Consider the following 23,462-nt stretch of genomic DNA (forward strand, 5'->3'; position numbering starts at 1 on the left):
TCTGTACGAGATCAAGCTCCGGTCAAAGCGTGACGCATCGACACTCCGCTGCATCGCAGCTCCGGCCCGTGCGCGCGGTTCGCCCCGAGACTGAAGGCCGGGGTTCCGGTACAAGGAGAATGCGATGAGCGAGTGCACCCACGTTGCCGAACTGCCGCGTCCCGAACCGGTGCCCTCCCACCACACCTGCCCCGAATGCCTGGCCCTCGGCAGCCACCCCGTGCAACTGCGGATGTGCCTGTCGTGCGGGTACGTGGCCTGCTGTGATTCCTCGCCCCATCGGCACGCCACAGCGCACCACCAGGAGACCGGCCACCCGCTGATGCGGAGCTTCGAACCAGGTGAGACCTGGCGCTGGTGTTTCGTCGACGGTTCGATCGTCTGAAGCGGGGTAGTTCAACCCTCCGCCGGTTCCCCTGATTTGGGCCCCGCAGACCCCTAGCCGCTGTGCGTACCCATGGGCTTACTATCAGCCACTGGCTCGCAGGCGGGGTGCGCGGGTACCCAGAGGGGTGCCGCGACACGATCGCCCGGATCGCGATAGCGTCACCGGCGAACAGAGCTCGTACCACCTTGGAGGTGAGGGTGTCCCAGATCGCAGGCGAGCCCGGGACTCAGGACTTCGTGGAAGTCCGGCTGCCCGCTGCGGGTGCCTACCTGTCGGTGCTGCGGACGGCCACGGCCGGTCTCGCGGCACGGTTGGACTTCACCCTCGACGAGATCGAGGACCTCCGCATCGCGGTGGACGAGGCCTGCGCGATCCTGCTCCAGCAGGCCGTGCCGGGCTCCGTCCTCAGCTGCGTGTTCCGGCTGATCGACGATTCGCTGGAAGTGACCGTCTCGGCGCCGACCACCGACGGGCGCGCACCGGAGCGCGACACGTTCGCGTGGACGGTCCTGTCGGCACTGGCCGGCAAGGTCGAGGCCACGGTCGAGGAGAACCGGACGGTGAGCATCAGCCTCTACAAACAGCGCGGCGCGGGACCAGGCCCGGCGTGAGCAGCGGGGAGATCCCGGTGCGGGGCGGGGATCGGCCCCGGGTACGGCACGAGGTCGACGGCGGCATCCCGGAGCAGCAGCACGCCCGGCCGCACCCGGCTGACGCGGATGCGGAAGACGGCTTTTTGGACTCGGCGGAGCGACGGGCGGGCCCTATGAGCGATAACCAGCAGGAACAACCACAACCATCCCAGCCGACCGGGACGGGAGGCGGGGCCGAGGCCCCGCCCCCGGTGGTTCCCCCGGTGCCGCCGGTGCCGGTGTTTCCGGTGACCCCGGCGCTGCCGGATCCGCGCGACCGCAGCGGCGCGCGGGCCCTGTTCATCGAGCTGCGGGCCCTGCCCGACGGGTCGGTGGAGAAGGCCGAGCTGCGCAACCGGCTGGTACGGATGCACCTGCCGCTGGTGGAACACCTGGCGCGGCGCTTCCGCAACCGCGGTGAGCCGCTCGACGACCTGACCCAGGTCGCGACGATCGGCCTCATCAAATCGGTGGACCGGTTCGACCCGGACCGCGGGGTCGAGTTCTCCACGTACGCCACGCCCACGGTGGTCGGCGAGATCAAGCGCCACTTCCGCGACAAGGGCTGGGCGGTGCGGGTACCGCGCCGTCTGCAGGAGCTGCGGCTCTCGCTGACGACGGCCACGGCCGAACTGTCCCAGCAGCACGGTCGCTCCCCGACGGTGCACGAGCTGGCAGAGCGGCTGGGGATCTCCGAGGAGGAGGTGCTGGAGGGGCTGGAATCGGCCAATGCCTACAGCACGCTCTCCCTCGACGTCCCGGACACCGACGACGAGTCGCCGGCGGTCGCGGACACCCTGGGTGCGGAGGACGAGGCCCTGGAGGGCGTCGAGTACCGCGAGTCCCTCAAGCCGCTGCTGGAGGGCCTGCCGCCGCGGGAGAAGCGGATCCTGCTGCTTCGCTTCTTCGGCAACATGACCCAGTCGCAGATCGCCCAGGAAGTCGGCATCTCCCAGATGCACGTCTCCCGGCTGCTGGCCCGCACCCTGGCCCAGCTCCGCGAGAAGCTCCTCGTCGAGGAGTAGGCGGGCGGAGGCAGAACCGGACGACCGGTTATCGGGCCTGTTCCCCGGGCCCGATACCCAGAGCCTCGGTCGCCGTCGGATTCACCAGGAGCGCGACGACGGCCACCGCGGCCACGGCCAGCGCCACGGCGGCGGCGATCATCGCGCCGCCGGTGCTGTAGAGGGTCCAGGCCACCGGCAGCGCCATCAGCTGGGTGATCAGGGCCGGGCCGCGGCTCCAACGACGGCCCAGGCGCAGCCCGCGGGCCGCGACCAGCGGCAGCGCGGCGAGCGCGAGCAGGGTGATCCCGCCCGTCTCGGCCTGCTGCGGGGAATCGGGGTCACCGGCGATCCCCACGAACAGCATGTAGAGCCCGAGGCCGGCCAGCGCCAGGCCCTCCAGGGCGGTGAGCGCGGCGGCCGCGGTCAGCCGGCCGGGCAGCGCGGCGGTCGGGGCGGCGGCGGGGGCGGGGGCGTTCGCGGGCTGCTTCTTACTCACTCCAGCAGGGTAGCGGCGCGTCCCGGACCCCGGAGGGGACGGGCAGTAGGGTCGGCGTCCGAAGGGGTGGGTAGTCTGGCGCTCATGCGTGCACTTCTCGTGGCCAACCCAGCAGCGACGACCACCAGTGCGCGCACGCGCGACGTCCTGACCCATGCCCTGGCCAGCGAGATGAAGCTGGAGGCGGTCACCACCGAGTACCGCGGGCACGCCCGGGACCTCGGGCGCAAGGCCGCGCACGAGGGGCTCGACCTCGTCGTGGCCCTCGGTGGCGACGGCACGGTCAACGAGGTGGTCAACGGGCTCCTGCACAACGGGCCCGATCCGGAGCGGCTGCCGCGGCTGGCGGTGGTTCCCGGTGGCTCCACCAATGTGTTCGCGCGCGCCCTGGGCCTGCCCAACGACGCGGTCGAGGCGACCGGCGCCCTGCTGGACGCGCTGCGGGAGCAGCGCGAGCGGACGGTGGGGCTGGGCCTGGCGGCCGGCACCCCGGGCACGGAGGACGAGTCGGTCCCGGCCCGCTGGTTCACCTTCTGCGCGGGCTTCGGCTTCGACGCGGGCGTGGTGGGCCGGGTGGAGCAGCAGCGCGAGCGCGGCAAGCGTTCGACGCACGCCCTGTACGTGCGACAGCTGATGCGCCAGTTCTGGGAGGAGCCGAACCGGCGTCACGGCACGGTCACGCTGGAGCGCCCCGGCGCGGACCCGGTGACCGACCTGGTGCTGTCGATAGTGTGCAATACGTCACCGTGGACGTATCTGGGGAATCGTCCGCTTTACGCCTCCCCCGAAGCCTCGTTCGATACTGCGCTTGACGTATTGGCACTGAACCGTTTGTCAACTCCAGCGGTCGCGCGGTACGCGACACAGCTCCTGACCTCCACTCCTGAGCGGGGTCCGCACGGCAAGCACGCGGTGTCTCTGCACGATCTGACCGACTTCACCTTGCATTCGAAGGTTCCGCTTCCCTTCCAGATGGACGGCGATCACCTCGGACTGCGGACCAGCGTTCGGTTCACAGGCGTACGCCGGGCACTGCGTGTGATTGTGTGAGTAGAAGGGCCCGGAGGCCTTTCACTCGAACGTTTACACGTCGGTCCACCCTCAAGATGTAGGGCTGTGACCTAGTAGACACCGACGAATCAAAAAAAACTTTCCGGAAGGGGTTGTATCCCCGTCCGAGGTTTGCGAATCTCTTCATGGCGATCGGGACAGCCCGCAACACCCGGCACCCACACAGACCGCCAGAACCCCTCCACGAATCTCTGATTGATCACCCGCGTGAAACCGGGCGGTCGCGCTTCCCTCGCGGGGGGATTCGTGAAAGCGTTCACATTCACAAGCAACTTGCCCGCAATACAAGGAGATGGAGCAGCCATGGACTGGCGTCACAACGCCGTTTGTCGTGAGGAAGACCCGGAACTCTTCTTCCCCATCGGCAACACCGGTCCTGCGCTGCTGCAGATCGAGGAAGCCAAGGCCGTCTGCCGCCGTTGCCCCGTCATGGAGCAGTGCCTGCAGTGGGCGCTCGAGTCCGGTCAGGACTCCGGTGTCTGGGGCGGTCTCAGCGAGGACGAGCGCCGCGCCATGAAGCGCCGCGCCGCTCGCAACCGGGCGCGCAACGCCAGCGCCTGACAACGACTTTCGAGCCTCGACGCGCAGCGCGTAGCAACCGAACAAGCGCTCAGCACCGTGCTCTTGAGCCCCGGACCGAATCATTCGGTCCGGGGCTCAGTGCCGTTCGGGACCCGGTTCCGGTCGACCGGGTGAGGAGGGTCGGGCCGTCACGCTGGGTTACGGCGCGGCTGCTACTTCTGCGGGCTGGACGGGATGTCGAGGACGACCTTGGTGCCGCGCGGCTCGGCCCGGAGCATGTCGAACGTGCCGCCGAGCTCCCCCTCCACGAGGGTCCGTACGATCTGCAGCCCGAGATTGCCGGCGCGCTGGGGGTCGAACCCCTCGGGCAGACCGCTGCCGTCGTCGAGCACGGTGATCAGCAGCCGGCCATCGGTGCGACCGGTTCCGGTGCGGATCGCGGCCACCTCCACGGTGCCCCCCTCCCCCTGGGTGAAGGCGTGCTCCAGGGCGTTCTGCAAGATCTCCGTCAGCACCATCGACAGCGGAGTGGCGACCTCCGCGTCCAGGATCCCGAACCTGCCGGTGCGCCGACAGTCGACCTTTCCCGGTGAGATCTCCGAGACCATCGCGATGACGCGGTCGGCGATCTCGTCGAACTCGACCCGCTCGTCGAGGTTCTGAGACAGCGTCTCGTGCACGATCGCGATCGATCCGACACGGCGCACGGCCTCGTTCAACGCCTCGCGTCCCTGCGGCGAATCCATCCGGCGGGACTGGAGCCGCAACAGTGCCGCCACGGTCTGGAGGTTGTTCTTCACCCGGTGGTGGATCTCCCGGATGGTCGCGTCCTTGGTGATCAATTCACGTTCGCGACGACGCAGTTCCGTGACGTCGCGGCACAGCACCAGGGAGCCGATCCGGGTGCCCTTCGGCTTGAGCGGGATGGCGCGGAGCTGGATGACCCCGCCGTTGCCGTCGACCTCGGTCTCCCTGGGGGCCCAACCGCTGGCGAGCTTGACCAAAGCCTCGTCCACCGGCCCGCGGGAGGGGGCGAGTTCGGCCGTGATGGTGCCCAGGTGCTGACCCACGAGGTCGGAGGCGAGGCCGAGCCGGTGGTAGGCGGAGAGCGCGTTCGGGGAGGCGTAGGTGACGACGCCGTCGGCGTCGAGGCGGATCAGGCCGTCCCCGACCCGCGGGGAGGCGTCCATGTCGACCTGCTGGCCGGGGAACGGGAAGGAGCCCGCCGCGATCATCTGCGCGAGGTCGGAGGCGGACTGGAGGTAGGTCAGCTCCAGCCGGCTCGGTGTACGCACAGTGAGCAGATTGGTATTGCGCGCGATCACTCCCAGTACCCGTCCCTCGCGGCGGACGGGGATCGACTCGACGCGGACCGGTACCTCCTCGCGCCACTCGGGGTCGCCCTCGCGCACGATCCGGCCCTCGTCGAGCGCGGCGTCCAGCAGCGGGCGGCGGCCGCGCGGCACCAGGTGGCCGACCATGTCGTCCTGGTACGAGGTGGGACCGGTGTTCGGGCGCATCTGGGCGACCGAGACGTACCGCGTGCCGTCGAGGGTGGGAACCCACAGGACGAGGTCGGCGAAGGACAGGTCGGAGAGCAGCTGCCACTCCGAAACCAGCAGGTGGAGCCACTCCAGGTCGGTTTCACCGAGAGCGGTGTGCTGGCGTACGAGGTCGTTCATGGAGGGCACGTTGCGAGCGTACCCCGGGTATGCGCCATGACTTTCCCCACGACGGTACTCAGGAGTATCCAAGGGGGGCGCGAGCCGCGTACTGTTGGAGGAAGTGACGGGTTTCCAGGCCCTGTCATTGGATGGACAGAACAGAATGGTCTAGTCCACAATTGATTTCAGAACCTCCGCCCTCCCCGCACAGGAGGACGGATCGAGGTAAGCCGCGCGCTCTGCCCTGACCGCGCAGGCACCTCCACCGGCCGTCGGGAACCGCACACCTGTCGGCCGTAAGTACTCCGGGCTACGGTGCCGGGCGGGTCGAGGGTCCCGTCCTGCACCGTGGCCCAGAGGAACTCCTCCGCGGAAAGCGCGCACGGTGCACGCGCAGAGCGCGTTCCGTGCGGAAGGCACCCCGGCCGGTCAGGCCGCGGGCCAGGCCAGCAGGGCCCGCTCCGCCACCGCCGCCAGTTCTTCCCGGCTCGCCCCGTCGCGCGACTGCTGGGACATCCCCTGAAGCACCGCTCCGGCGTACCGGGCCAGCGCCCGCGCGTCCGTGTCCGCGGGCAGCGCGCCCGCCGCCACGTCGGCCCGGATCCGGCTCTCGAACATCATCAGGTTGGCGTTGCGGCGCTCGCGCAGCGCCTGCGCCACCTCGTCGGAGGTGGTGTTGATCGCGGCGCTGATCACCATGCAGCCGGGCGGGTGGGCCGGGTCGGTGTAGACGTCGGCGGCCTCGCGCAGGATGCGGGCGACGGCCGCCCGGGCGGTGGGCTCCTCGGCGAGCGCCACGCCCGCGAAGTCCGCGTACCGACCGCCGTACACCACCACGACCTCGTCGAAGAGCTTGCGCTTGTCGCCGAAGGCCGCGTAGAGGCTGGGCGCACTGATGCCGAGCGAGGCGGTCAGGTCGGAGATGGAGGTCGCCTCGTAGCCGCGCTCCCAGAAGGCGAACATCGCCTTGTCGAGGGCGGCGTCGCGGTCGAAGGAACGGGGTCTGCCGCGCTGTCCGGTCACCATGCCCGCATTCTATAGCGGGCGCTAGGAAATCTGGTACGTTCATTTCTGTAGCGACCACTAGCGATTACCGGAGGGGGGCGCGTCATGGGCGTGCTCAAGGGAAAGACGGCACTGGTCACCGGCGGTAGCCGGGGCATCGGACGGGCCGTGGCCGAGCGGTTGGCGCGGGACGGGGCACTCGTCGCGGTGCACTACGGGCGCAACGCGGCAGCAGCACAGGAGACCGTCGCGGCGATCGGGGCGGCCGGCGGACGGGCCTTCGCCATCGGGGCCGAGCTCGGCGTCCCCGGGGACGCCGAGGCCCTCTGGGCCGCGTACGCGGCCCATCCCGACCACACCGAGGGCGTGGACATCCTGGTGAACAACGCCGGGGCGGCGGCCTTCGCGGGGATCGCGGACACGGACGAGGAGATGTACGACCGGGCGCACGCGCTCAACGCCAAGGCGCCGTTCTTCGTGATCAAGTACGGGCTGGAGCGGCTGCGCGACGGGGGCCGGATCGTGAACGTGACCGGCACCCCGGACATCGCCCTGCCGGCCATCCTGGCCACGGTCACGGCCAAGGGCGCCGCGAACGCGCTGACCCGGTCGCTGGCCGCCGAACTGGCCCCGCGCGGGATCACCGTGAACTCGGTCGGCCCCGGCATCACCGAGACCGACCTCAACGCGGGCCTCCTCGCGGACGGGGCGACCCGGGCCCACCTGGCCGCCCGCTCGGTCTTCCACCGGGTGGGCACGGCCCAGGAGGTCGCCGACGTGGTGGCCTTCCTGGCCTCGCCGGACTCCCGCTGGGTGACGGGCCAGCACGTGGACGCGACGGGCGGCCTGCAGCTGGCGCTGATCTAGAGGGCCCAGGGAGGGCCCGGGAAGGGGTGGCCGGGGCGCGGGCGTCCGCCCCCGGCACCATCGGGCCCTTCAGGGCCGGTCGGCGGGGATGCTGGTGGGGACGGTCGGGAGCATGACGCCCCGCTGCGTGACGGACTCCGCGCCGCCGGCCAGGGCGATGACGAAGGGGTCGGGGAGTTCGTAGGGCTCCGCGGCGTCGAGATCGACCTGGTAGCCGAGGTCGCCGAGGCTCGCCACGGTCAGCCTGCTCAGGGGATTGCCGGGGCCTCCGATGGTCGGCGACATCAGCTCGTTGCCGAAGACCCGCTCCCGCCAGTGGCCGCCCGCGCTTCCCGCGCCGCCGACGTTCGCGACCGGTACGGGGGTGGGCTGCCCGACCCCGATGAGCGTGCCGAACTCCTTCATGGCGCCGGGACCGACAAAGGTGGGGTTGGGGCCGGGGAAGTCCTTCAGCAGACCGAAGACGTCCCAGATCGTCCCGATCCCCAGCACGTGTCCCATCTCGTGCGTGATGACGTCGAGGAGCGAGCCGTCGTCCTCCATCTGTCCCAGGTCGGCCTTGTCGAACCGCATCACGCCCGTGGCGGGCAGGCGCGCTCCGGCGGCCGCCGTCTCGCGCCGGAAGCGGGTCGGCCCCGCCTCCCCGAGCGTGCCGAAGACCCCGTCGATCGCCACTCCTTCGGCATCGATCAAGAGGTCGTCGATGACGACGTCGCCGGTGAAGTCGCGAAGGATCGCGGTCTCCAGGTCGCCGACGATGACCCTGGCCCAGCGCTCGGCGGCCTCGGCGAAGACGTCCCGCTGGCCGCTCGTCAGCCCTCCGATGAACCGCACCTCGATCTGGAACGGGGAGGTGGTCGCGGCGAGCAGATCGGCGCGACCGGCATCCGCGACAGCTCTGTAGGTCTCGAAGGCGTAGCTGGTGTGCCTGCCCATGACGACCACTCCAATCGCATATACCATGATTTACCTACATAAATCACCGTAGGGGGGAATGGAGTTGCAGACAGGGCAATCAAAAGGTTGAAGGTTCTCCCGACCCCTCCCAGCCCTCCCGAGCCCCTCCGCATCGCGACGGATCACGGCGAGACCCCCGCCGTTCGCGGCCGCCTCTGCTAGATTGGTCTATACCACCTCACCCACTCCAGATCGGCAGGCCCCGCGTGGAAGTTGTCATCGTCCCGGACGCCAAGGCAGGCGGCGAGCTCATCGCGGAGGCCATGGCCGCCCTGGTACGGCGCAAGCCCGACGCCCTGCTCGGCGTGGCGACCGGCTCTACCCCGCTGCCCATCTACGAGGCCCTCGCCGCCAAGGTCAAGGCCGGCCAGGTCGACGCCTCCAGGGCCCGGATCTGCCAGCTCGACGAGTACGTCGGCCTGCCGGCCGGGCACCCCGAGTCCTACCGCGCGGTCGTGCTCCGCGAGGTCGTCGAGCCCCTGGGCCTGTCCGAGGCCTCCTTCATGGGCCCCGACGGTTCGGCCGAGGACATCGTCAGCGCGTGCGAGGCCTACGACCGCGCCCTGGCCGAGGCCGGCGGCGTCGACCTCCAACTGCTCGGCATCGGCACGGACGGCCACATCGGCTTCAACGAGCCCTGCTCCTCCCTCGCCTCCCGCACCCGCATCAAGACGCTGACGGAGCAGACCCGCGTGGACAACGCGCGCTTCTTCGACGACGACCTGGAGCAGGTGCCGCACCACGTCATCACCCAGGGCATCGGCACCATCCTCGACGCCCGCCACCTGGTGCTCCTGGCCACCGGCGAGGGCAAGGCCGAGGCCGTCGCGCAGACCGTCGAGGGTCCGCTGTCCGCGCTGGTCCCGGCCTCCGCGCTGCAGTTGCACCGGCACGCCACCGTGATCGTGGACGAGGCCGCCGCCTCGAAGCTGAAGCTGGCCGACTACTTCCGCCACACCTACGCCAACAAGCCGGCCTGGCAGGGCCTTTAGCCGCACGGGCACGACACCAAGGGCCGGACCCCCTCGGAGGGGGTCCGGCCCTTGGTGTCGCGTGCGGGCAACCGCTGCGCGGGGCTTCCGGACGTGCTGGAAAATCCAGCCCCGCCGGCGTTTGAGGCGCGGGGTCTGGGGCGGAGCCCCAGCAGCGGTGCCGCAGGGGCCGCTACGCCCCCGCGACGATCTCGGCCGCGGCTCGGCCGCAGACGCGGGACGCGCCGTGCGTCGCGATGTAGAGCGCTCCGCGAGGCTCCGTCCGGGGGAGGCCCATCTCGACGACGACCGTGTCCGGGCGGGCCTCGACCAGCGAGTCGAGGACCTCGGTCATCCAGGGGTGCCGGTGCGCGTCACGGACCACCACGACGACGGTACGGTCCCCGGCCGCCGCCATGACGTCCCCGGCACGGGAGCCCTCGGGGTAGACGCCCGCCGCAGTGCCCGGGAGCAGCTCGGCGAGTTCCGCCGCCACGCCCCACGGAGTCTCGTCCCCCACTGCGATGTTCGCGACGGGCGCGAGCGTGGCGACGTAGGGCGCCGTGAGCGGCTTCGCCGAGCCGGTGACGACCACGGCGCGGCGGGCGGCCGTCAGCCCGATGCCGGACGCGCGGCTCCCCTCCGGCTGCGCGTCCGGCCGGGCTCCGCGGGTCCATGCGGCGAGGGCGCGGACGCGGGCGGCGGCGTCGGCGAGGCGCTCCTCGGGCAGTGCCCCCTCGCGGACGGCCGCGACCAGCGCGTCGCGCAGCCGCAGGACGGTGGCTTCGTCGGCGAGTCCGCCGCCGACGCAGATGGCGTCGGCGCCGGCCGCGATGGCCAGGACCGAACCGCGTGCGATCCCGTACGTCCCGGCGATGGCGTTCATCTCCATGCCGTCGGTGACGATGAGGCCCTCGTAGCCGAGCTCCCCCCGCAGCAGGCCAGTCAGGATCTGCGGGCTGAGCGTGGCCGGGCGGGTCGGGTCGAGGGCGGGCACCAGGATGTGTGCGCTCATCACGGCCTTGGTGCCGGCCTCGATCGCCGCCTTGAAGGGGACGAGTTCGCGGGCCTGGAGGGTGTCCAGGTCCACGTCGATGCGCGGCAAGGCGTGGTGCGAGTCGACGTTGGTGTCGCCGTGGCCCGGGAAGTGCTTGGTGCACGCGGCCACTCCGGCGGCCTGGAGGCCCTGGACGTAGGCGGCGGTGTGCCGCGCGGCGAGGTGGGTGTCGGCGCCGAAGGACCGTACGCCGATCACCGGGTTGTCCGGGTTGGAGTTGACGTCGGCGGAGGGGGCCCAGTTGAGGTTGACCCCGCACTCGGCGAGGCGCCGGCCGAGCTCGCGGGCGACGTCCCGGGTGAGGCCGGTGTCGTCGACGGCGCCGAGGGCCAGGTTGCCGGGGAAGGACGAACCGCCCCGGACCTCCAGGCGGGTGACGTCTCCGCCCTCCTCGTCGATGGCGACCAGGACGTCGTCGCGCTCGGTGCGCAGCTGCGCGGTCAGCGCGGCGAGCTGCTCGGGCGAGGCGATGTTGCGGCCGAACAGGCCGACGGCGGTGAGGCCTTCGCCGACCCTGCGGAGCAGCCAGGCGGGGGCGGTGGTGCCCTCGAAGCCGGGCTGGAGGACGGCGAGGGCGTCGCGGGTGACCGTATCGGTGCGGTGCGCAAGGACAGTCATGACGGCGTCATCCCTTCACGGCGCCGGCGGTCATGCCGCCGACGGCCTTGCGCTGGAGGAAGATGAAGATCAGCAGGACCGGGACCGCGAAGAGCGAGGAAGCGGCCATGGTGGCGCCCCAGTCGTTGCCGAAGGCGGACATGAACTCGGTCAGCCACAGCGGCAGGGTCTGCGCGCTCTTGTCCTTGTTCAGGATCAGGACCATGGCGAACTCGTTCCAGGCGGTGATGAAGCCGAAGAGCGAGGTGGACATCAGGCCGGGGGCCAGCAGCGGGAAGATCACCTTGCGGAAGGCCTGGCCGCGCGTGCAGCCGTCGATCTGGGCCGCCTCCTCCAGGGTCACCGGGACGGCGGCGATGAAGCCGCGCAGGGTCCAGATGGTGAAGGGGAGGATCATCACGAAGTAGATCGCGGTGAGCAGCGGGAGGCTGTTCAGCATCTCGCCGTCGCGGGCGATCATGTACATCGCGATGACCATGACCTCCCAGGGGGCCATCTGGGCCATCATCACGGTGAGGACCAGGCCCTTGCGGCCCTTGAACCTCATCCGGGCGATGGCGAAGCTCGCGGCGAGGGCGACGAGCAGGGCCAGCAGGACGGCGCCGACGGTGACCAGGACGCTGTTGGTGACGTACGTCCAGAAGTTCTCGACCCCGGTGGCCTTGACGAAGTTGGCCGTCGTCGGCGTGAAGACGAAGACGGGGTCCTTCGTGAGCATCTGGTCGGCCGGCTTGAGGGCCGAGGAGAACATCCAGTACACGGGGAAGACGAAGACCAGGGCCAGCAGGAGTGCGCCGAGGTTCTTGGCCACGGCTGCGGGGCGTACCGGTCGGCGGGTCCGCAGCTGTTGTGCGGGCCTCTCGGAAGCCGCGGGCTTCGGGGCGGTGGTCGTGCTCACTGCTCCTCCTCCTGCTTCAGGATCAGGCGGAAGTAGAAGGACATGACGATCACGAGGATCACGATCGTCAGGACGGAGATCGCGGCGGCGAGGCCGTAGTGGGCCTGGCTCTGGCCCTCGACGTAGGCGAAGACCGGCAGGATCTCGGAGGCGCGGTCCGGTCCGCCCTTGTTCATCGCGTAGACCTGGGTGAAGGCCTTGAACACCCAGATCACCTCAAGGAAGGTGGTGATGAGGAAGAAGGGCTTCAGGTTCGGGAAGACGATCTTCCAGAAGGTCTGCCAGCCGTTGGCCCCGTCCATGCGGGCGGCCTCGTACAGCTCGGCGCCGACCGTGGTGAGGCCGGCGTACATGTTGAGGGCGACGAAGGGGATGGAGCCCCAGACCACCAGGATCGTGACGATCACCATGGTGGAGAGGCCGGTCTCCATCCAGTTGTGCTGCTCGTAGCCGGAGAAGCCGGCGGTGCGCATGACCCAGTTCATGACGCCGAACTGCTCGTCGAACAGCCAGCGGAAGACCTGTACCGAGGCGACGATGGGCATGGCCCAGGCCATCACCAGGGCCATCGAGAGGACCAGTCGCATCTTCGTGCCGAGCTTGTTCAGCAGGATGCCGATGAGGCTTCCCAGCACCATGATCAGCGCGACGTTGGCCAGGGTGAAGCCGAAGCTGCGGACGACGACGGTCCAGAAGTTCGTGTCACCGAGGAGCTCGGTGTAGTTGTCGAGTCCCGCGAAGGGGTACTTCCGCTGGATGAACTCGATCTTGTTGATGTCCTGGAGGGACAGGATCACGTTCTTGATCAGCGGGTACAGCAGGAGCGTCGCGAGGGCCAGCACCGCGGGCGCGACCAACAGGTAGGGCAGCCACCCCGTGGGGAGCGACTTCCCGCCCCCGCGAGGCGGCGTGGGGCCGGGGCCGGTCGCTGGGGCCGGCGTCTCGGGCAGTCCGGCGGACTTCGGTGGTGCGTCCTGTGGAGCGCTGGTCACCGCTCCCTGGGAGTGCACGGTCATGGCTTGGCTTCCTCGCGGTTGACTGTGGAGTCAAATGCGCGACCGGGGGCGCGACGGGTGTCCGGGCACCTGCCGCACCCCCCGGTGCGTTCACACTGCACTGCTGGGTCGTGCGGGTACTGCGCGGCGGGACTACTTGTTGATGCGCTTCGCGATCTCCGCGTCCGCGTCCGCGCCCGCCTTGGCGGCGTCCTCGCCCTTCAGGACCTTGGTCATGAACTCCTTGATGGGGTTCGGCTCGGTCTCGACGTTCGCCCAGCCCGCGGTGACCGGGGTGATCTTGCCGTTGACGCCGGCCTTGCCCATGGCCTCGGCGAAGGAGCCCGCGGCGGGGGTGAAGTTGGCGCCGGCCTGGTTCGGGAGCAGCGCGCCCTTGGTCTCGGCGGCGTACTTGGTCATCTGCTCCTTACCGGCGGCGAGGGCCAGCCACTCCTTGGCGAGCTCCTTGTTCTTGGAGCGCTCGGCGATGGCGAGGTTCGAGCCGCCGATGAAGACGGTGCCGGACTTGTCGGCGGTCTTGCCCGGGATCGGGAAGTAGCCGAAGTCGGCTTCCTTGCCCGCCTCCTTCAGGGCCTTCTCGGCACCGCTGGCCTCCCAGCCGAGACCGATCCAGGAGGCGACGCCGCCCTTGGGAACGATGTCGGTGGCCTGCTGCGGGGTGGCCTCGTCCTTGTCCTTGGGGGCGGTGGAGAAGGACTGGAGCTTCTTGTAGAAGTCCATGGCGGAGGCGGCCTGCGGGGTGCCCAGTCCACCCTTCCACTTGCTGCCGTCCTTGACGGCGAGGTCGCCGCCCTCGTCCCAGATCAGGCCCGCGAGGACGTACCAGCTCTGACCGGGCAGGTAGATCGGCTGCGAGGCCGGGTCGGCCGCCTTCAGCTTCTCCAGGCCGGCGACCCACTCGTCGCGGGTGGTGGGCGGGGTGACGCCGGCCTTCGCGAAGGCCTTCTTGTCGTAGACGACGACGCGGTTGGCGGCGTACCACGGGGCGGAGTAGAGCTTGCCCTCGACCTCGGCCGAGGCGAGCATGCTCTTCTGCCAGGCGTCGGCGCCGAGCTGGGCCTTGTCCTTCGTCAGGTCGGCGAGACCGCCGGTGACCGCGTAGCCCGCGGTCTGGGTGTTGCCGAGCTCAAGAACGTCCGGGGGGTTGTTCTCGGAGAGGGCCGTGGTGACCTTCTCCTGGATGCCGGTCCACTTCTGCTCCTCGACCTTGACCGTCACACCGGGGTGCTTGGCCGAGAACTCCTTGTTGACCTCTTCGATCCAGGCCTTCGGCGCGGAGCCGTCCATGACCCAGACGGTGATCTCCTTGGGACCCGCGTCGGCCTTGGCCTTGTCGTCGTCCCCGTTCCCACAAGCCGCGAGGCCGATAACCATGCCCGCGACTCCAACCGCCGCGATGAGCTTGCGCTTCACGCCACCCTCCTCAGGGATGCCTGCCTGCACTTCCCTTGCCCGCCGCGGTGACATACGCGAAGTACTGCCGTGGGGCCGGGATCTGATCCATATTGGTTTAGACCAGTAGCTGGAGCTTGGCCTAGACCTTTAGGGGTGTCAAGGGTCTAATGAGCGGGTGCCCGGTCCGTTATCGGACCGACACCTGGGGAGAGAGAAGGCCTGTCCCCCCTTACGTGTCACGATGTGACCGCACATATCGGAGGAGCCGGTGACGGCAGCGAAACTGGAGTCGGGAAGGCGGGCGGCGATGGCCACCGAAGGGGCGACCACGGAGCCGGAAGGCGGGGCAACCACTCGCACGGCGCGCGTGCCCAAGTACTACCGACTCAAGCGGCACTTGCTCGACATGACCGAGACGCTGCCGCCCGGCACGCCGGTGCCGCCCGAGCGCACGCTCGCGGCCGAGTTCGACACCTCGCGGACCACCGTCCGGCAGGCCCTCCAGGAACTGGTGGTAGAGGGGCGACTGGAGCGAATCCAGGGCAAAGGCACCTTCGTCGCCAAGCCCAAGGTCTCCCAGGCCCTGCAACTGACCTCGTACACGGAGGACATGCGGGCCCAAGGCCTGGAACCGACGTCCCAGCTCCTCGACATCGGCTACGTGACGGCCGACGACACCCTCGCCGGGCTGCTCAAGATCACCACGGGCGGACGGGTGCTGCGCATCGAGCGGCTGCGCCTGGCCAGCGGTGAGCCGATGGCCATCGAGACCACCCACCTCTCGGCCAAGCGCTTCCCCGCACTGCGCCGGTCGCTGGCCAAGTACACCTCCCTCTACACCGCGCTCGCCGAGGTGTACGACGTGCACCTGGCCGAGGCCGAGGAGACCATCGAGACCTCGCTGGCCACCCCGCGCGAGGCCGGCCTGCTCGGCACCGACGTCGGGCTGCCGATGCTGATGCTCTCCCGGCACTCCCTGGACGCCGACGGCGAACCGGTGGAGTGGGTGCGGTCGGTGTACCGCGGCGACCGGTACAAGTTCGTCGCCCGGCTCAAGCGCCCCGCCGTCTGACCTCGCCCGTAGGGCTCCACGTACCGAATTCCTTCACATACCGGAATACGGACGGGGTCTTACGCTCAGCGGGCAATCCCCCGTAGATTCCCTGCGCTTACGCAGATGATCGACGAGGGGACGAGGTCATGCCTGAACCGGAAGCAACAGGGACAGAACGGGACGCGGCGAGTCCGGGAAGCACGCCGGGCTCGCCCTCTCCCAAGTCCGTCGCCGCGTGGGTGCTCGTCGGACTCGTCGGCGCCATCGGCTGGGGCGTACTGGCGCTCTCGCGCGGCGAGGAGATCTCCGCCGCCTGGCTGCTCGCCGCCGCACTGGGCTCGTACGCGATCGCCTACCGCTTCTACGCGCGCTTCATCGCGGACCGCGTACTGAAGGTGGACGCCACCCGGGCCACCCCCGCCGAACGCCTCGACAACGGTGTCGACTTCCACCCCACCGACCGCCGGGTGCTCTTCGGCCACCACTTCGCGGCCGTGGCCGGCGCCGGCCCGCTCGTAGGCCCCGTGCTCGCCGCACAGATGGGCTATCTGCCGGGCACCATCTGGATCGTCGCCGGCGTCATCTTCGCCGGGGCCGTCCAGGACATGGTCACGCTGTTCTTCTCCACCCGCCGCGACGGGCGCTCGCTCGGCCAGATGGCCCGGGACGAGATCGGCCCCGTCGGCGGAGCCGCCGCCCTGGTCGCCGTGTTCGCCATCATGATCATCCTGCTGGCGGTGCTGGCCCTGGTCATCGTCAACGCCCTGGCGCACTCGCCCTGGGGCGTCTTCTCCATCGGCATGACCATCCCGATCGCCGTCTTCATGGGCTTCTACCTGCGCGTGCTGCGGCCGGGCCGGGTCACCGAGGTCTCCGTCATCGGCGTCGCACTGCTGCTGCTCGCCATCGTCGCGGGCGGCTGGGTCGCCGAGTCCTCCTTCGCCGGCACCTTCACCCTGGAGAAGGAGACGCTGGTCATCTGGATGGTGGTCTACGGCTTCCTGGCGTCGGTGCTGCCGGTGTGGATGCTGCTCGCGCCCCGCGACTACCTCTCCACCTTCATGAAGGTCGGCACGATCGCGCTCCTCGCGCTCGGCGTGGTCATCGCGATGCCCACCCTGAAGATGCCCTCGGTCACCGACTTCGCCGCGAGCGGCGACGGACCGGTCTTCGCCGGGTCGATGTTCCCCTTCGTCTTCATCACCATCGCCTGTGGCGCCCTCTCCGGCTTCCACGCCCTGGTCTCCTCGGGAACCACCCCGAAGATGATCCAGAAGGAGACCCAGGTCCGCATGATCGGCTACGGCGCCATGCTGACCGAGTCCTTCGTCGCCGTCATGGCGATCATCGCGGCCTGCATCATCGAGCCCGGCCTCTTCTTCGCGGTCAACTCCCCCGGCGGGGTCATCGGCACCACGGTCGAGTCCGCCTCCCAGGCGGTGACCAACTTCGGCTTCGCCATCTCCCCCGAGGCGCTCGCCCAGGCCGCCAAGGACGTCGAGGAAGCCAGTCTGCTCTCGCGCACGGGTGGCGCTCCGACCTTCGCACTCGGAATGTCGGAGATCTTCTCCGCCGTGGTCGGCGGCGCCGACATGAAGGCCTTCTGGTATCACTTCGCCATCATGTTCGAGGCGCTCTTCATCCTGACGACGCTCGACGCGGGCACCCGCGTGGGCCGGTTCATGCTCCAGGACACCCTCGGCAACGTGCACAAGTCCTTCAAGGACGTCAGCTGGAAGCCCGGCGTGTGGTTCGCGAGCGCGATCGTCGTCGGCGGCTGGGGCTACTTCCTGTGGGTCGGCATCAAGGACCCGCTCGGCGGCATCAACCAGCTCTTCCCGCTCTTCGGCATCGCCAACCAACTGCTCGCCGCGGTCGCACTGGCCGTCTGCACCACGCTGCTGGTCAAGTCCGGCCGGCTCAAGTGGGCCTGGGTGACGGGCGTTCCGCTGGTCTGGGACGCCACGGTGACCCTCACCGCGAGCTACCAGAAGATCTTCTCGGAGGACGTGAAGGTCGGCTTCTTCGCCCAGCGCGACAAGTACCAGGCCGGAATCGACGCCGACAAGGTGCTGGCGCCCGCCAAGAACATGGACGACATGCACACCGTGGTCACCAACGCCACGGTCGACGGCGTGCTGTGCGCCTTCTTCGCCCTCCTGATCGTCGTGGTCCTCGCGGACGCGGCCCGGACCTGCCTCAAGGCCGTCCGCGACCCGGGGTCGGCGACCCTCTCCGAGACCCCGTGGACCAAGTCGAAGATCGTCGCCCCGGCCGGCCTGATCGCGACCGCCGAGGAGCGGGCGGAGCTCGCCGCGGCGGGCCCGGAGTCGGGCGGCGAACACGTCAAGGAGCCGGTGGCGTGAGCACCGTACGGAGCGTGCTGGCCAGGGCCCGGTTCTACGTCCGGGAGTTCTCCGGGGAGGCCGCGTACGACCGCTACGTGGCCCACGCCCGCTCCCACGACCCGGACGCGGAGGTCCTCACCCGCCGCGCCTTCGAACGCGCCCGTACGGACGCCCGCGAGGCGGACCCCCGCGAGGGCTTCCGCTGCTGCTGAACCGCCCCGCAGGCCGCAGGCCCCGCCGGATGCTTCCGGCGGGGCCTGCGGGCATGTCTCAGCGCACCCAGTCCCTGAGGACTTCCGTCCGGAGGGTGATACCGACGGGGTCGGGGAGGTGGACGTCCCTGCCGTAGGACACGGTGCGCACGCACTCGTACCGCTGCCCGCCGGGCTCGCTGTAGAGCAAGACCTCGGACGTGGCACGGTCGATCAGCAGGTAGACGGGGATGCCGCTCTCCGCGTACACCCGGGGCTTCTCCTGGCGGTGGCGACGGTCGGTGTCCGAGTTCCACGACGTGACCTCGACGGCCATGAGTACCGGATCGGGATCAGACCACTCGCCATGCCCGGCGAACGCGCCCGAGTGGGCCAGCGAGGCATTCGGAATCGCCCGGCCGTCCCGGCCCGCCTGCACCTTGAGGCCCCGCCCAGCGTGCAGCCAGAGCTCGGGGTGGTGCTGCATGCAGATCCGCGTGAGCCACTGGACGATCATCCCGTGGCTGCCGTCACCCAGCGCCCTGCTCCGCAGCTTCCCGTCGATGAACTCGAGCTGCAGCCCCTCCATCCGGTTGCGTGCCGCGAAGGCGAGTTCTTCGAACTCCTCGGTCAGCATGTGGGGGCGGTCGGCGATCACGGTCATGCCTCGCTCACCTTCCTCGACGGTGCTGTCTCCGACGATAGCGCCGCCCGCCGGCACCGTCCCGCACACTCGACCGCATGGACATGGTGATCAGAACGGCGCTGCCCGCCGACTACGCGGAGTTGGGCGAGATCACGGCGCGGGCCTACCTCGCCGACGGGCATCTGGACTTCAACGAGGACGACGCCTACCTGAACGTGCTGCGCGACGTGGCCGGCCGGGCCGCCCGGGCCGAGGTGCTCGTCGCCGAGCGGGACGGCCGGTTGCTCGGCGGTGTGACGTTCGCCGCTCCGGGCAGTCCGCTCGCCGACGTCGCGGCCCCCGACGAGGCGGAGTTCCGGATGCTCGCGGTGGCCCACGAGGCGCGCGGCCAGGGCGCCGGCGAGGCTCTGGTGCGGGCCTGCATCGAGCGGGCGCGGGCCGTGGAGGGCGTGACCGGCCTGGTCCTGTCCACCCAGCGCAGCATGGCCGGGGCCCATCGGATCTACGCGCGCCTGGGTTTCGTACGCACTCCGGAGCGGGATTGGGCGCCGATCGAGGGCCTGACACTCCTCACTTACCGGCTCAAGCTGTAGCCACGCCGACACTACATGTGGGGGTTACCGCACAGGGCCGCCCCCACATGTATGCTCATGCCTGCTGTCGCCGCAGGGGAATCCGGTGCGAATCCGGAACTGTCCCGCAACGGTATGAAGTGTCCGGCTACCGGACGCCAAGTCCGATGACCTGCCGACAGCGCGCCCGGCTCGACCGAACCGGGTGCCGATTCGTCCGGGCCTCGCGGTTGGGCCGGTGGACGCCATGCGGGGTACGCGTTCTCGTCGCGCCCGCCTGCGCCCGCTCGCGCCCCGCCTCGCCGATGACCGGGCCGAGCGAGGGAGAGCTCCCGCCGTGACCATCGCGCCTTCCGCACCGCGCGCCGAGTCCACTTCTGGCGACAACACCGAGGGCCCGGGGGCCACGCTGCTGCGTACCCTCACCGAACTTACGGCGGACCTCCCCGACACCGACCCCGGCCGGGTCGCGGCCTCCGCGCTGCGCGGCCGCAGCTCCGCCGCCGACGACGCCGAACTGCGCGGGCTGGCCACGGAGGCCGCCGCCGGTCTGATCTCCGAGGACCCGGCCTACTCCCGGCTCGCCGCCCGCCTGCTGACGCTGGCCGTGCGCGACGAGGCCGCGAGCCAGGGCTCCACGTCCTTCTCGGCCTCCGTCGAGGTCGGCCACCGCGAGGGCCTCATCGCCGACCGCACGGCCGAGTTCGTCCGCACCCACGCGGCCCGGCTCGACTCGCTCGTCGAGCTGACCCTCGCCGAGGGCGCCGACGACCGCTTCGGCTTCTTCGGCCTGCGCACCCTGCACAGCCGCTACCTGCTGCGCCACCCGATCACCCGTCAGGTCATCGAGACCCCGCAGTACTTCATGCTGCGCGTGGCCTGCGGCCTGGCCGCCGACGAGAGCGTCCAGGCCGTGGAGGAAGTGGCCTCGCTGTACCGGCTGATGAGCCGCCTGGACTACCTGCCGTCCTCCCCCACCCTCTTCAACTCCGGCACCCGGCACCCGCAGATGTCCTCCTGCTACCTGCTGGACTCCCCGCTGGACGAGCTCGACTCGATCTACGACCGCTACCACCAGGTCGCCCGCCTCTCCAAGCACGCCGGCGGCATCGGCCTCTCGTACTCCCGCATCCGCGCCCGCGGTTCGCTGATCCGCGGCACCAACGGCCACTCCAACGGCATCGTGCCGTTCCTGAAGACCCTCGACGCCTCCGTCGCCGCCGTGAACCAGGGCGGCCGCCGCAAGGGCGCCGCCGCCGTCTACCTGGAGACCTGGCACGCGGACATCGAAGAGTTCCTGGAGCTCCGCGACAACACCGGTGAGGACCAGCGCCGTACGCACAACCTGAACCTCGCCCACTGGGTGCCGGACGAGTTCATGCGCCGCGTGAACTCCGACGCCGACTGGTCGCTGTTCTCCCCGGCCGACGTGCCCGAGCTGGTCGACCTGTGGGGCGACGAGTTCGACGCCGCCTACCGCAAGGCCGAGGCGGACGGCCTGGCCCGCAAGACCATGCCGGCGCGCGACCTGTACGGCCGGATGATGCGCACCCTCGCGCAGACCGGCCAGGGCTGGATGACGTTCAAGGACGCCTCCAACCGCACGGCGAACCAGACCGCCGAACCGGGCACCGTCGTGCACTCCTCGAACCTGTGCACCGAGATCATCGAGGTCACCAACGACGGCGAGACGGCCGTCTGCAACCTCGGCTCGGTCAACCTGGGCGCGTTCGTCATCGACACGGCGGACGGTCGCGAGATCGACTGGGAGCGGATCGACGAGACCGTCCGCACGGCCGTCACCTTCCTCGACCGCGTGGTGGACATCAACTTCTACCCGACCGAGCAGGCCGGCCGCTCCAACGCCCGCTGGCGCCCGGTGGGCCTGGGCGCGATGGGTCTCCAGGACGTCTTCTTCAAGCTGAAGCTGCCCTTCGACTCCCCCGAGGCGAAGGCCCTGTCCACCAAGCTCTCCGAGCGCATCATGCTGGCCGCCTACGAGGCCTCCTGCGACCTCGCCGAGCGCAGCGGCCCGCTCCCGGCCTGGGAGCAGACCCGTACCGCCCGCGGTGTCCTGCACCCGGACCACTACGACGTCGAGCTGAACTGGCCGGAGCGCTGGGACGCGCTGCGCACCCGCGTCGCCGAGACCGGCATGCGCAACTCCCTGCTCCTCGCCATCGCCCCGACGGCCACGATCGCCTCGATCGCCGGCGTGTACGAGTGCATCGAGCCGCAGGTCTCCAACCTCTTCAAGCGCGAGACGCTCAGTGGTGAGTTCCTCCAGGTGAACGGCTACCTGGTGGAGGAGCTGAAGCAGCTCGGCGTGTGGGACGCCCAGACCCGCGAGGCGCTGCGCGACTCCTCCGGCTCGGTCCAGGGCTTCGGCTGGATCCCGGCCGAGGTCCGCGAGCTGTACCGCACGGCGTGGGAGATCCCGCAGCGCGGTCTGATCGACATGGCGGCGGCCCGTACGCCGTTCCTGGACCAGTCGCAGTCGCTGAACCTGTTCCTGGAGACGCCCACCATCGGCAAGCTCAGCTCGATGTACGCGTACGCCTGGAAGCAGGGTCTGAAGACCACCTACTACCTGCGCTCGCGCCCGGCGACGAAGATCGCCCGGGCCGCGCAGGCGGCCACCCCCGTCGAGCTGCCGCAGGCGGTCGCCGACGCCGAGGCGCTGGCCTGCTCCCTTGAGAACCCCGAGTCTTGCGAGGCCTGCCAGTAATGAGCTCCAACGACCAGAAGAACCTCCTGGACCCGGGCTTCGAGCTCACGCTCCGCCCGATGCGCTACCCCGACTTCTACGAGCGCTACCGGGACGCGATCAAGAACACCTGGACCGTCGAGGAGGTCGACCTCCACTCGGACGTCGCCGACCTCGCGAAGCTGACGCCCGCCGAGCAGCACATGATCGGCCGGCTGGTCGCGTTCTTCGCGACGGGCGACTCGATCGTCTCGAACAACCTGGTGCTGACGCTCTACAAGCACATCAACTCCCCGGAGGCGCGCCTGTACCTGTCGCGCCAGCTGTTCGAGGAGGCCGTGCACGTCCAGTTCTACCTGACGCTGCTCGACACCTACCTGCCCGACCCGGACGACCGTGCGGCCGCCTTCGACGCGGTCGAGGAGATCCCCTCCATCCGCGAGAAGGCGCAGTTCTGCTTCAAGTGGATCAACGAGGTCGAGAAGCTGGACCGGCTGGAGACGCAGGCCGACCGCCGCCGCTTCCTGCTGAACCTGATCTGCTTCGCCGCGTGCATCGAGGGCCTGTTCTTCTACGGCGCCTTCGCGTACGTGTACTGGTTCCGCTCGCGCGGTCTGCTGCACGGCCTGGCCACCGGCACCAACTGGGTCTTCCGCGACGAGACCATGCACATGAACTTCGCCTTCGAGGTCGTGGACACGGTCCGCAAGGAGGAGCCGGAGCTCTTCGACGACGCCCTCCAGCAGCAGGTCACCGACATGCTCAAGGAGGCCGTTGAGGCGGAGCTGCAGTTCGGTCGCGACCTGTGCGGTGACGGCCTGCCGGGCATGAACACCGAGTCGATGCGCGAGTACCTGGAGTGCGTCGCGGACCAGCGCCTGGTCCGTCTGGGCTTCCCGCCGGTGTACGGCTCGCAGAACCCGTTCTCCTTCATGGAGCTGCAGGGCGTGCAGGAGCTGACGAACTTCTTCGAGCGCCGTCCGTCGGCCTACCAGGTCGCGGTCGAGGGCACGGTGGACCTGGACGAGGACTTCTAGTACGTCTCGTACGTCAAGGAGTTCCAGGGAGTGACCGGGGAGCCGGGATGCGGGAGTTTCCGTGTCCCGGCTTCTCGCGTTCCCCGGTGTTCAGTGGGCGATGGGGCCCCAGTACCGCCGGGCGGCGGGCCGGAACGTACGCCGGCGCGGGGTGGGCGGGAGGCCGCCCGCACGCTGGCGGGGGAGCCACACGAGCCGGGTCGCGACGGCCCGCAGCTGCTGGTCGATGCGCCGGTCGCGCAGGATCCCGTACAGGCTGGGCCCGAGCAGGAGGGCGGCGATGGCGAGGACGGCGAGGTAATTCACGAAGGTGGTCATAGCTCTACTGTCCGCCTGATCGCCC

Annotated in this window: 23 protein-coding genes and 1 riboswitch; of the genes, 13 read left to right on the plus strand and 10 right to left on the minus strand. The window is 69.9% G+C overall.

Annotation, left to right across the window (positions count from 1 at the left end; translation table 11 throughout):
* Window positions 1-124: 124 nt before the first annotated feature.
* From OG386_RS16555 to OG386_RS16565, 3 genes are all read left to right on the plus strand, one after another.
* A complete protein-coding gene (locus OG386_RS16555) occupies window positions 125-385 on the plus strand; it encodes a UBP-type zinc finger domain-containing protein (protein WP_328788803.1) in 261 nt (86 codons plus the stop codon).
* Between the two features lie 200 nt (window positions 386-585).
* The gene (locus OG386_RS16560; protein ID WP_030012703.1) at window positions 586-999 is read left to right on the plus strand and encodes an anti-sigma regulatory factor; all 414 of its coding nucleotides are present in this window, start codon (window positions 586-588) and stop codon (window positions 997-999) included.
* Window positions 996-2,045 (plus strand): RNA polymerase sigma factor SigF, encoded by a 1,050-nt coding sequence (locus tag OG386_RS16565; RefSeq protein ID WP_328788804.1) that lies wholly within the window; start codon window positions 996-998, stop codon window positions 2,043-2,045. Before OG386_RS16560 ends, OG386_RS16565 begins: the two co-directional genes overlap by 4 nt.
* A gap of 28 nt (window positions 2,046-2,073) precedes the next feature.
* Here OG386_RS16565 and OG386_RS16570 read toward each other — a convergent pair whose 3' ends face one another.
* Window positions 2,074-2,523 (minus strand): hypothetical protein, encoded by a 450-nt coding sequence (locus OG386_RS16570; RefSeq protein ID WP_328788805.1) that lies wholly within the window; start codon window positions 2,521-2,523, stop codon window positions 2,074-2,076.
* A gap of 84 nt (window positions 2,524-2,607) precedes the next feature.
* Here OG386_RS16570 and OG386_RS16575 point away from each other — a divergent pair, with 84 nt between their 5' ends.
* Window positions 2,608-3,573, plus strand: coding sequence for a diacylglycerol/lipid kinase family protein (locus OG386_RS16575; RefSeq protein ID WP_030385973.1), 966 nt, complete (start codon window positions 2,608-2,610; stop codon window positions 3,571-3,573).
* A 324-nt stretch (window positions 3,574-3,897) separates the two neighbouring features.
* The gene (locus OG386_RS16580) at window positions 3,898-4,155 is read left to right on the plus strand and encodes a WhiB family transcriptional regulator (RefSeq protein ID WP_003953983.1); all 258 of its coding nucleotides are present in this window, start codon (window positions 3,898-3,900) and stop codon (window positions 4,153-4,155) included.
* 173 nt (window positions 4,156-4,328) lie between these two features.
* On the opposite strand, the gene OG386_RS16585 is transcribed toward OG386_RS16580, so the two are convergent.
* Both OG386_RS16585 and OG386_RS16590 read right to left on the minus strand, forming a co-directional pair.
* Entirely contained in the window at window positions 4,329-5,798 is a 1,470-nt protein-coding gene (locus OG386_RS16585; protein ID WP_266606619.1) for a sensor histidine kinase, read from the minus strand.
* 411 nt (window positions 5,799-6,209) lie between these two features.
* A complete protein-coding gene (locus OG386_RS16590) occupies window positions 6,210-6,806 on the minus strand; it encodes a TetR/AcrR family transcriptional regulator (protein ID WP_328788806.1) in 597 nt (198 codons plus the stop codon).
* An 84-nt stretch (window positions 6,807-6,890) separates the two neighbouring features.
* Here OG386_RS16590 and OG386_RS16595 point away from each other — a divergent pair, with 84 nt between their 5' ends.
* Entirely contained in the window at window positions 6,891-7,652 is a 762-nt protein-coding gene (locus OG386_RS16595) for an SDR family oxidoreductase (RefSeq protein ID WP_328788807.1), read from the plus strand.
* 69 nt (window positions 7,653-7,721) lie between these two features.
* On the opposite strand, the gene OG386_RS16600 is transcribed toward OG386_RS16595, so the two are convergent.
* Window positions 7,722-8,588, minus strand: coding sequence for a leishmanolysin-related zinc metalloendopeptidase (locus tag OG386_RS16600; RefSeq protein WP_328788808.1), 867 nt, complete (start codon window positions 8,586-8,588; stop codon window positions 7,722-7,724).
* Between the two features lie 227 nt (window positions 8,589-8,815).
* On the opposite strand from OG386_RS16600, the gene nagB reads away from it, so the two are divergent.
* Window positions 8,816-9,601, plus strand: coding sequence for a glucosamine-6-phosphate deaminase (gene nagB, locus OG386_RS16605; protein WP_328788809.1), 786 nt, complete (start codon window positions 8,816-8,818; stop codon window positions 9,599-9,601).
* 172 nt (window positions 9,602-9,773) lie between these two features.
* Here the strand turns inward: nagB and OG386_RS16610 are convergent, their stop codons facing one another.
* From OG386_RS16610 to OG386_RS16625, 4 genes are all read right to left on the minus strand, one after another.
* Window positions 9,774-11,255: a glycoside hydrolase family 3 protein gene (locus OG386_RS16610; RefSeq protein ID WP_328788810.1), complete on the minus strand. Its 1,482-nt coding sequence runs from the start codon at window positions 11,253-11,255 to the stop codon at window positions 9,774-9,776.
* Between the two features lie 7 nt (window positions 11,256-11,262).
* A complete protein-coding gene (locus OG386_RS16615; RefSeq protein WP_328793274.1) occupies window positions 11,263-12,099 on the minus strand; it encodes a carbohydrate ABC transporter permease in 837 nt (278 codons plus the stop codon).
* 50 nt (window positions 12,100-12,149) lie between these two features.
* Window positions 12,150-13,169 carry a carbohydrate ABC transporter permease gene (locus OG386_RS16620; protein WP_328788811.1) on the minus strand — a complete coding sequence of 340 codons (1,020 nt, stop codon included), beginning with the start codon at window positions 13,167-13,169 and terminating at the stop codon, window positions 12,150-12,152.
* Between the two features lie 132 nt (window positions 13,170-13,301).
* Window positions 13,302-14,582 carry an extracellular solute-binding protein gene (locus OG386_RS16625; protein WP_328788812.1) on the minus strand — a complete coding sequence of 427 codons (1,281 nt, stop codon included), beginning with the start codon at window positions 14,580-14,582 and terminating at the stop codon, window positions 13,302-13,304.
* 289 nt (window positions 14,583-14,871) lie between these two features.
* Between OG386_RS16625 and OG386_RS16630 the strand changes: the two genes are divergently transcribed.
* From OG386_RS16630 to OG386_RS16640, 3 genes are all read left to right on the plus strand, one after another.
* Complete coding sequence (locus tag OG386_RS16630; protein ID WP_328793275.1) at window positions 14,872-15,636, plus strand: GntR family transcriptional regulator; 765 nt, start codon at window positions 14,872-14,874, stop codon at window positions 15,634-15,636.
* 128 nt (window positions 15,637-15,764) lie between these two features.
* Window positions 15,765-17,984, plus strand: a complete 2,220-nt coding sequence (locus tag OG386_RS16635; protein ID WP_328788813.1) for a carbon starvation CstA family protein — start codon at window positions 15,765-15,767, stop codon at window positions 17,982-17,984.
* On the plus strand, window positions 17,981-18,178 hold the full coding sequence (locus OG386_RS16640) for a CstA-like transporter-associated (seleno)protein (RefSeq protein WP_030016682.1): 198 nt from the start codon (window positions 17,981-17,983) through the stop codon (window positions 18,176-18,178). The genes OG386_RS16635 and OG386_RS16640 overlap by 4 nt, the downstream gene beginning before the upstream one ends.
* A 58-nt stretch (window positions 18,179-18,236) precedes the next feature.
* Here OG386_RS16640 and OG386_RS16645 read toward each other — a convergent pair whose 3' ends face one another.
* The gene (locus OG386_RS16645) at window positions 18,237-18,821 is read right to left on the minus strand and encodes a Uma2 family endonuclease (RefSeq protein WP_328788814.1); all 585 of its coding nucleotides are present in this window, start codon (window positions 18,819-18,821) and stop codon (window positions 18,237-18,239) included.
* Window positions 18,822-18,898: 77 nt separating this feature from the next.
* On the opposite strand from OG386_RS16645, the gene OG386_RS16650 reads away from it, so the two are divergent.
* From OG386_RS16650 to OG386_RS16660, 3 genes are all read left to right on the plus strand, one after another.
* Complete coding sequence (locus OG386_RS16650) at window positions 18,899-19,396, plus strand: GNAT family N-acetyltransferase (protein ID WP_328788815.1); 498 nt, start codon at window positions 18,899-18,901, stop codon at window positions 19,394-19,396.
* Window positions 19,397-19,447: 51 nt separating this feature from the next.
* Window positions 19,448-19,569: riboswitch (cobalamin riboswitch) on the plus strand.
* A gap of 143 nt (window positions 19,570-19,712) precedes the next feature.
* Window positions 19,713-22,103 (plus strand): ribonucleoside-diphosphate reductase subunit alpha, encoded by a 2,391-nt coding sequence (locus OG386_RS16655; protein ID WP_328788816.1) that lies wholly within the window; start codon window positions 19,713-19,715, stop codon window positions 22,101-22,103.
* Window positions 22,103-23,119 carry a ribonucleotide-diphosphate reductase subunit beta gene (locus OG386_RS16660; protein ID WP_327264365.1) on the plus strand — a complete coding sequence of 339 codons (1,017 nt, stop codon included), beginning with the start codon at window positions 22,103-22,105 and terminating at the stop codon, window positions 23,117-23,119. Before OG386_RS16655 ends, OG386_RS16660 begins: the two co-directional genes overlap by 1 nt.
* A 90-nt stretch (window positions 23,120-23,209) precedes the next feature.
* On the opposite strand, the gene OG386_RS16665 is transcribed toward OG386_RS16660, so the two are convergent.
* Entirely contained in the window at window positions 23,210-23,437 is a 228-nt protein-coding gene (locus tag OG386_RS16665) for a hypothetical protein (protein ID WP_327383357.1), read from the minus strand.
* Between the last annotated feature and the right edge of the window lie 25 nt (window positions 23,438-23,462).

Source organism: Streptomyces sp. NBC_00273, from assembly GCF_036178145.1.
Lineage (GTDB): Bacteria > Actinomycetota > Actinomycetes > Streptomycetales > Streptomycetaceae > Streptomyces.